Origin of the sequence: Streptomyces sp. NPDC051172 (assembly GCF_040682555.1) — a bacterium.
GTDB lineage: Bacteria > Actinomycetota > Actinomycetes > Streptomycetales > Streptomycetaceae > Streptomyces.
The window spans coordinates 21,472-28,157 of sequence record NZ_JBFBBE010000104.1; the positions used below are offsets into that span (position 1 = coordinate 21,472).

At 71.3% G+C, this 6,686-nt stretch carries 7 protein-coding genes and 2 pseudogenes; 4 read left to right on the forward strand and 5 right to left on the reverse strand.

Features of this window, described 5'->3' with window-relative positions; genetic code table 11:
• Positions 1 to 48 precede the first annotated feature (48 nt).
• Positions 49 to 558: a DUF485 domain-containing protein gene (locus AB0N07_RS39320; protein WP_365843701.1), complete on the forward strand. Its 510-nt coding sequence runs from the start codon at positions 49 to 51 to the stop codon at positions 556 to 558.
• A complete protein-coding gene (locus tag AB0N07_RS39325; protein WP_365843703.1) occupies positions 555 to 2,171 on the forward strand; it encodes a cation acetate symporter in 1,617 nt (538 codons plus the stop codon). The genes AB0N07_RS39320 and AB0N07_RS39325 overlap by 4 nt, the downstream gene beginning before the upstream one ends.
• Before the next feature lie 16 nt (positions 2,172 to 2,187).
• On the opposite strand, the pseudogene AB0N07_RS39330 reads toward AB0N07_RS39325, so the two are convergent.
• The 5 genes and pseudogenes from AB0N07_RS39330 to AB0N07_RS39350 form a co-directional block, all read right to left on the reverse strand.
• Positions 2,188 to 2,466, reverse strand: a pseudogene (locus AB0N07_RS39330) (ATP-binding protein); the annotation flags it as partial.
• Positions 2,445 to 2,804, reverse strand: coding sequence for a hypothetical protein (locus AB0N07_RS39335; protein WP_365843725.1), 360 nt, complete (start codon positions 2,802 to 2,804; stop codon positions 2,445 to 2,447). The gene AB0N07_RS39335 and the pseudogene AB0N07_RS39330, both read right to left, overlap by 22 nt.
• Positions 2,771 to 2,932, reverse strand: a complete 162-nt coding sequence (locus AB0N07_RS39340; protein WP_365843723.1) for a hypothetical protein — start codon at positions 2,930 to 2,932, stop codon at positions 2,771 to 2,773. Before AB0N07_RS39340 ends, AB0N07_RS39335 begins: the two co-directional genes overlap by 34 nt.
• Positions 2,924 to 3,676: pseudogene (locus AB0N07_RS39345) on the reverse strand (PAS domain-containing protein); the annotation flags it as partial. The gene AB0N07_RS39340 and the pseudogene AB0N07_RS39345, both read right to left, overlap by 9 nt.
• Positions 3,660 to 4,856: a helix-turn-helix domain-containing protein gene (locus AB0N07_RS39350; protein ID WP_365843705.1), complete on the reverse strand. Its 1,197-nt coding sequence runs from the start codon at positions 4,854 to 4,856 to the stop codon at positions 3,660 to 3,662. The pseudogene AB0N07_RS39345 and the gene AB0N07_RS39350, both read right to left, overlap by 17 nt.
• A gap of 221 nt (positions 4,857 to 5,077) precedes the next feature.
• On the opposite strand from AB0N07_RS39350, the gene AB0N07_RS39355 reads away from it, so the two are divergent.
• Both AB0N07_RS39355 and AB0N07_RS39360 read left to right on the forward strand, forming a co-directional pair.
• Complete coding sequence (locus AB0N07_RS39355) at positions 5,078 to 5,728, forward strand: carboxymuconolactone decarboxylase family protein (RefSeq protein WP_365843707.1); 651 nt, start codon at positions 5,078 to 5,080, stop codon at positions 5,726 to 5,728.
• Entirely contained in the window at positions 5,721 to 6,530 is an 810-nt protein-coding gene (locus AB0N07_RS39360; RefSeq protein WP_365843709.1) for an SDR family oxidoreductase, read from the forward strand. The genes AB0N07_RS39355 and AB0N07_RS39360 overlap by 8 nt, the downstream gene beginning before the upstream one ends.
• The last annotated feature ends 156 nt before the right edge of the window (positions 6,531 to 6,686 follow it).

The window sequence follows — 6,686 nt, forward strand, 5'->3', positions numbered from 1 at the left end:
CGGTAACGTGCGCCGCTCACAGCCATCGCCGTAGCGGAAGGCCCTGCGATGACATTCGCCGACGAGAACCGGTATCCACCCTCGGACACGGGGTGGCCGCCGCCCCACACCGAGCACCAGCCGTACGGACACAACACCCGGCGGTACGAGCCGTACGGGCAAGCCCCCTGGACCGAGTCGTACGGGCAGGCTTCGTGGACCGAGCCGTACGGACAGGCTTCCTGGGACGAGCCCTCTGCGCACGAGACCCAGCGGCCCAACGCCGACCTCGCCGCCCTGCGCTCGGCCTACCGCGCGCTCCGCCGGGTCTCCACCCTCACCGCGCTCGGCTCCTTCGTGGTGTATGTCGTGCTGTCCTGCTACGCGCCGGGCCTGATGGGGGCCAGTGTCGCCGGGGAGCTGAGCCTGGGAATGGCCCTGGGGGTCTTCCAGCTCGTCGTCACCTTCGCGGCGGTCTCCTGGTACGGACGCAGCGCACAGCGCTCGGTGGATCCGTTGGCCCTGGCCGTCAGGGAGCGGGCGGTCCCCGCCGGCCGGAACGCGGGGACGGCGAGATGAACGACTTCAGCTCCGGAACGCAGGCTGTCGTCCTGGTCCTGTTCACCACGCTGGTCACCGTCACGCTGATGATGTGCGTGATGGCGGGACCGGAACGCGACGACCTGACGAACTTCTACACCGGCTACCGCTCGCTCACCCCGCTCAAGAACGGCCTGGCCATCGCGGGCGACTACATCTCCGCGGCCACGGTCCTGAGCACCACGGGCATCATCGCGCTCGCCGGTTACGACGGCTATGTCCTCGCGGTCAGCACGGCCCTGTCCCTGGTCCTGCTGATGTTCCTGCTGGCCGAACCCCTGCGCAACGCCGGCCAATTCACCATGGGTGACGTCCTGGCCCGCAACATGCCCGGGCGGGCGGTGCGGGTCGCCGCCTGCGTCGTGACGCTCTCGGCGACCGTGCCCTTCCTCGTCGTCCAGCTCTCCGGGGCCGGGTCACTGCTCACCTTCATCCTGGACATCCCGCACGTGGCGGGCGCCAGGACGGCCTGCATCGTCATCGTCGGCAGCCTGATGATCATTTACGCGGCGCTCGGCGGTATGCGGGGCACCGCGCTCATCCAGATGATCAAGATCGTGATCCTGATCGGCACCAGTGTCGTCGTCGCCGCTCTGGTGCTGAACCGATTCGACTGGAATCCCGGCGACGTCCTCAGGGCGGCCCAGCAGGGCAGCGGCGCGGGCTCGGCCTTCCTCCAGCAGGGCCTTCAGCTGGGCACCTCGGCCGTCGACCGGCTGGACTTCGTCGGTCTCCAGATCACCGTGGTCCTCGGCGTGGCCTGTCTCCCCCACATCACGATGCGTCTGTACTCCGCGCAGGACGTGCCGGCCCTGCGTCGCTCCATGTCGTGGGCGGTCGGCACGGTCACCACCTTCTGTCTGCTCGTGATCGTCATGGGTACGGGCGCGGCGGCGCTGGTGGGATCGCGGTACATCAGCGCCGCCGACCCGCAGGGCCGGACGTCGGTGCTCATGCTGTCGCAGGTGCTCGGCGGAGCCTCCTCCTCCGCGGGCGCGACGATTCTCTACTCGGCCGTGGCGGGCATGGTGTTCATCACCCTGCTGTCGTCGGTCGCGGGGATGACCCTGGCCGCGGCCTCCTCGCTCGCCCACGACCTGTTCGCCCACGCGGCCCGGCGGGGACAGGCCGAGCCGCGTACGGAGATGACGGTGGCGGCGTGGACGAGCGTGGGCGTGGGAACCGTGGCCATCGGGCTCGCCACGCTCGTCCAGAACTGGAACGTCGGTGTGCTGACCACTCTGGCCATCTGCGTGGGCGCGTCGGCGGTGGCACCCGCGCTCACCTACTCCCTGTTCTGGCGCGGATTCACACGCACCGGCCTGCTCGCCACCCTCTACGGCGGTGCGGCCTGCGCGTTGCTGCTCATGATCTTCTCCAAGGCCGTCTCGGGCACACCGTCCGCCGTCTTCCCGAACGCCGACTTCGACCTGTTCCCAATGCAGTCCACCGGGCTGATCTCCATCCCGTTCGGCTACCTGGCCGGGTGGCTGGGCAGCCGCCTGGACCACCGGCGCCGCGCCGCCGACAGCCGGGTGAACCAGCGACTGTACGACGAGAGCGAGGCACGGCTGCTCGCCGCAGCGAAATGACCGCGGCCTGAGAGGGTCAGGTGGTGCCGGTAAGTGACTGCTCGGTCCACAGGGTCTTGCCCTCGCGGGTGTAGCGGGTGCCCCACCGTTCGGCCATCTGCGCCACCAGGAACAGGCCGCGCCCGCCCTCGTCGGTCGTACGGGCGCGGCGCAGGTGGGGGGAGGTGTGGCTGGTGTCGCTGACCTCGCACACCAGGATCCGTTCACGGATCAGCCGCAGAGTCGCGGGGCCACTGGCGTACCGGTACACGTTGGTGACCAGTTCGCTGGCGATCACCTCGGTGGTGAACGCCAGATGCGCCAGACCGAGTGGACGCCCAGGTCCGGAGCGTGGGCTCCCTGGTGGCCTTCCGTCGAGAGCCAGTCGGGCAGCACCGGTTCTAGGACGGGCCGCCCTTCGGACAGGCACCTGGCCTGGGGTGAGTCGGGCGCGAAGTCCACCGGCTCGCCGTGTGGGTGCGGTGGGCCGGGTTGCTGGGCCCCCACGCTGCTGGCGCCGAGCCGTACGACGGGCCCCGCCAGGGCCGGTGCCAGTTCCTCGCCGCGCGTCACCGGCTGGAGCAGGTCCACCGGCGCGTGGTCGGCGAGGTGGGGCACCATCACCTCGGCGAGTTCCCGGGCGGTCTCCGCCACGTCGAGGGTGGTTCCGATAGGCTGCCGGCCTGGTCGAGGAGCGCGAGCCGGCGCTGGGCCCGATGACGGTCGGTGATGTCCTCGATCATCTCGGCCACGCCCAGGATGCGGCCCGCGGGATCCTCCATGCGGAAGGACGAGACCAGGGCGAGCCGTTCCCGTCCCGGATCCTGCTCCAGGCGGACGAACTACTCGGAGTGGACGAGCGGTCGGCCCGTCTCCATCACCTGGCGCACCCGGCCCAGGGCCTTGCGTGCGTCGTCGGAGATGAGCATCTGCCCGCTGGGCAGCCCCTCGAAGCCCGCCGCGGGGACACCACTGAAGCGTTCGATGGCCCGGTTGACTCTGAGAAGCCTCAGGTCGGTGCCGTGCACGACCAGTCCGATCGGGCACTGGCGGTACAGACCGTCGAGGACCGCACGGTCCCGCTGCCACTCCAGGACGTCGGCCGCGGGTGCCCCGGCCAGGAGCCACTCACAGGTCTGGCCGTCGCGGGAGAGCGCGTGGGCCCTGAGCCCCATCTCCACGAGCCGCCCGGCGCGGTGGCGCACCTTCGGCACCCCGAACCAGCCGCCGGCCTTCCTGCACTTTGCCGCGGCCTCCCTGGCGGCCGGCATTTCGCTCGGGCCGACAAGAACCTCGAAGGCCGGACGACCGATCACGGCCGTGTCCTGGTGGCCGAGCAGCTCCTGCGCCCGCTGGTTCCACACGACCACGGCTCCCCGGTCGTCGAGCGCCGCCAGGGCGACGCGGTGCAGGGCGAACGGATCGTCGTGGCTTTCGCTGAACTCCGTCATCCGCTTCTCCACCGCTGTACCGGGACAGTCCCACTCTGACAACGTCCGTAGCCCGCCGCTACGGGACCGCGCCATGAACAGGGCCCGCCGGGCCGCGCGGGGGTGTCCTCAGGTCGCGTGCCGCCAGGGCCCAGCTGAGCTCCACAGCGGTATCCGCACTGTCCAGGCCGACACCGGTCAGCTCCTCGAACCGGCGCAGCCGGTAGCGGACGGTGTTGACATGGACGTGTGCGCTGCGGGCGACCTCACGGATGTGCCGCCCCTTATCCAGGTATCCCCGCACCGACTCCTCGATGAGCGCTCCGAACTCACCCTCCGCCTCCAGTGGGCGCAGATAGCGGTCGATCAGCAACTCGGCGAGTTCCGGTTCGGAGACGACGGCCACCCGCCAGGACAGGTCGCTCAGGTCGTACACGCCGCGCAGACCGTACGCACGGGCGGCATCCAGCAGCCGGCCTGCCGTACGGAAGGAACGGTGCGCCGCGGTGAGGTCCGTCGGCGGACCGAGCCCCGCCGTCACCTCCAGATCGCCTGTCTCCGGCTTCGCCTCGACGACTCCGGCGACAGCGTCGTCCAGCACGGTGAGCAGCGCGCCTCGGCCGTTCCTGCGGGCGTGGGACTCCAGGGAGCGTTCGAGCGCGTCAGGACCGAGGTCGCCGTTCGGTACGGCTCTGACGGCCCGGTACGGCCGCGACAGGGCCAGTCCGTAGATCGCCGCACCGCTGTGGATCTCTACGGCGCTCAGCGTGCCGTAGAGCAGTCCGCGCAGGAAGTCGGCGCGGCGGCGGGCGTCGGACAGGGCAGAGGCGACTTCCGCCTGCCGGTGGACCGCGGCGATCTGCAGGCTGGCGACGTCCGCGAGCTCCCACAGGCACTTGGTGCGGTCGACGACGAGGACGGGGTCCAGCCGGTGTTCGGTCGCCTCGGCGATGAACAGATCCCGGATCGCGCTCAGCGCCCGGCGGAAGGCGCGGAGCCCGTCGTCGAGCGGGACGCCCCGGGCGACCCGGTCCCGGGCCACGTCGGCTTCGTCGAAGTCCTCCGGCGCGGGCACCCTCCCCTCCCGCAGCACGGTGAGAGCGCGCTGGAAGTGCCGATGCCAGATCTGGCCGAGGAGTTCGCGCGGGACCGCACGGTAGGACGGGATGTGGTCCGCCAGATCCGTGTGCAACCGCCCGCCCACGTACCGCTGTTGCGCGGCCATCGCGGCGATGACCTGTTCGAGGGGCGCCGCCGCGCCCGACTGTCCGGGCATGGACCTCACCTTCCCCCCTCCGGCACCCGGCCGTTGTGCGAGTGAACAATATGCGGCCCTCCGGCCTTGGCCGGGGAGCCGTCGACAACTCCCCGCCCTTGAACGCACAGTGGCACGGCGGGCAAGGAGCCCATCGGCGCACGCGGCAAGGCGCCGATCAACCGTGCTCACCCCCGCTCTCGTGCCACCGGCCCACCCCGACGAACCGTGCGGAGACCGCCATGACCGACGAGCACCATGACCACCCCCACCACCCCGGCGCCGACACCGGCCCGCGCCTCGCGCCGCTGGCCGAGGACGACTGGGACCCGGCCACCCGGGAGCTACTCGCCCTGATTCCCCGGGACGCCGACGGCCGCCTCGCCAACGTCTTCACCACCTTGGTACGGCACCCCGACCTCTTCCTGCACTTCCTGCCGTTCGGCAGCCATCTGCTGCGCGACGGCCGTCTTCCCGCCCGGACCAGGGAACTACTGATCCTGCGCACCGCATACCACACCCGGGCAGCCTACGAATGGGGACGGCACGTACCGCTGGCCCGGGCCGCCGGGCTCACCGACGAGGAGATCCGGCGGATCGGTGCGGGCCCGGACGCCCAGGGGTGGACGCCGGCCGATGCCCATCTGCTGCGCGCCGGCGACGAACTGCACCGGGACGCACGCCTGTCCGCGGCCACCTGGTCCGCTCTCGCGGCCGACCACGACGAGGAACAGCTGATCGAGCTCACCATGCTCGTCGGCCAGTACCACATGGTCGCGTTCTTCCTGAACTCCGCCGATATCCGGCTCGAGCCCGACTTCGAGACGGAAACCCTGCCCGCGCCCACCGGAGCCGGCACGGACGCGGCGGACGGGACACACGGCGATGTCTGAGACCCTGCACCCTGCGCCCCACCCGGCCGGTCTCCTGACCGGCCGGAACGTACTGGTCATCGGTGCCGGCACGCGTCCCAGCGACGATCCGAAGGCCCCCGTGGGCAACGGGCGGGCGATCGCCGTGCTCGCCGCCCACGAGGGAGCGTCCGTGGCCTGCGCCGACGTCTCCCCCTCCGCCGCAGCGGCCACCGCCGCCCTGGTCGATGAGGAGGGCACCCGAGGCATCACCGTCGTCGGTGACGCCACGGATCCCGGCCAGTCCTCGTCCATGGTCGCCGAGGCCCTCCGCGAACTCGGTGCACTCGACGCGCTCGTGGTCAACGTCGGCATCGGACTCGGCGCGGGCCTGGCGGACACCTCACCGCAGCAGTGGGAACGCGTGCTCTCGCTCAACCTGGGCGCTCCCTTCCTCGCCGCCAAGTACGCACTGCCCGTGCTCGCCGACGGGGGCTCGGTCGTCTTCGTCGGTTCCGTGGCGGGACTGCGCGCGGCCACCAACTCGCCGGCCTACGACAGTTCCAAGGCGGGCCTGTTCGGACTCACCCGCCATGTCGCCAAGGAGGGCGCGCCGCGCGGGATCCGCGCCAACCTGGTCGTGCCCGGTCTGATCGACACGCCGATGGGCCGCGAGGCCTCGGCCGGGCGGGCGTCGCGCTCGGCCTCGTTCACCCGCATACCGCTCGGGCGCCAGGGCACCGCCCGGGAGGTGGCCGAAGCCGTCACCTTCCTGCTCTCCGAGCGGGCCTCCTACATCACCGGACAGAGCCTGGTGGTGGACGGAGGGCTGAACGCCGTCTGAGCACGAGGGCCGCCGGCATGGCTGCCGCCTGTCCGCTCCACCTCGGCTGACGGGGCGGGGGCGGGGGCGGGGCCGAGGGGGAGGGCCTCGGGCGGGTGCCCCCCCCCCCGCGGAACTCGACGTCGGGCCGGACAACGAGACGGTTTAAAACCGCGT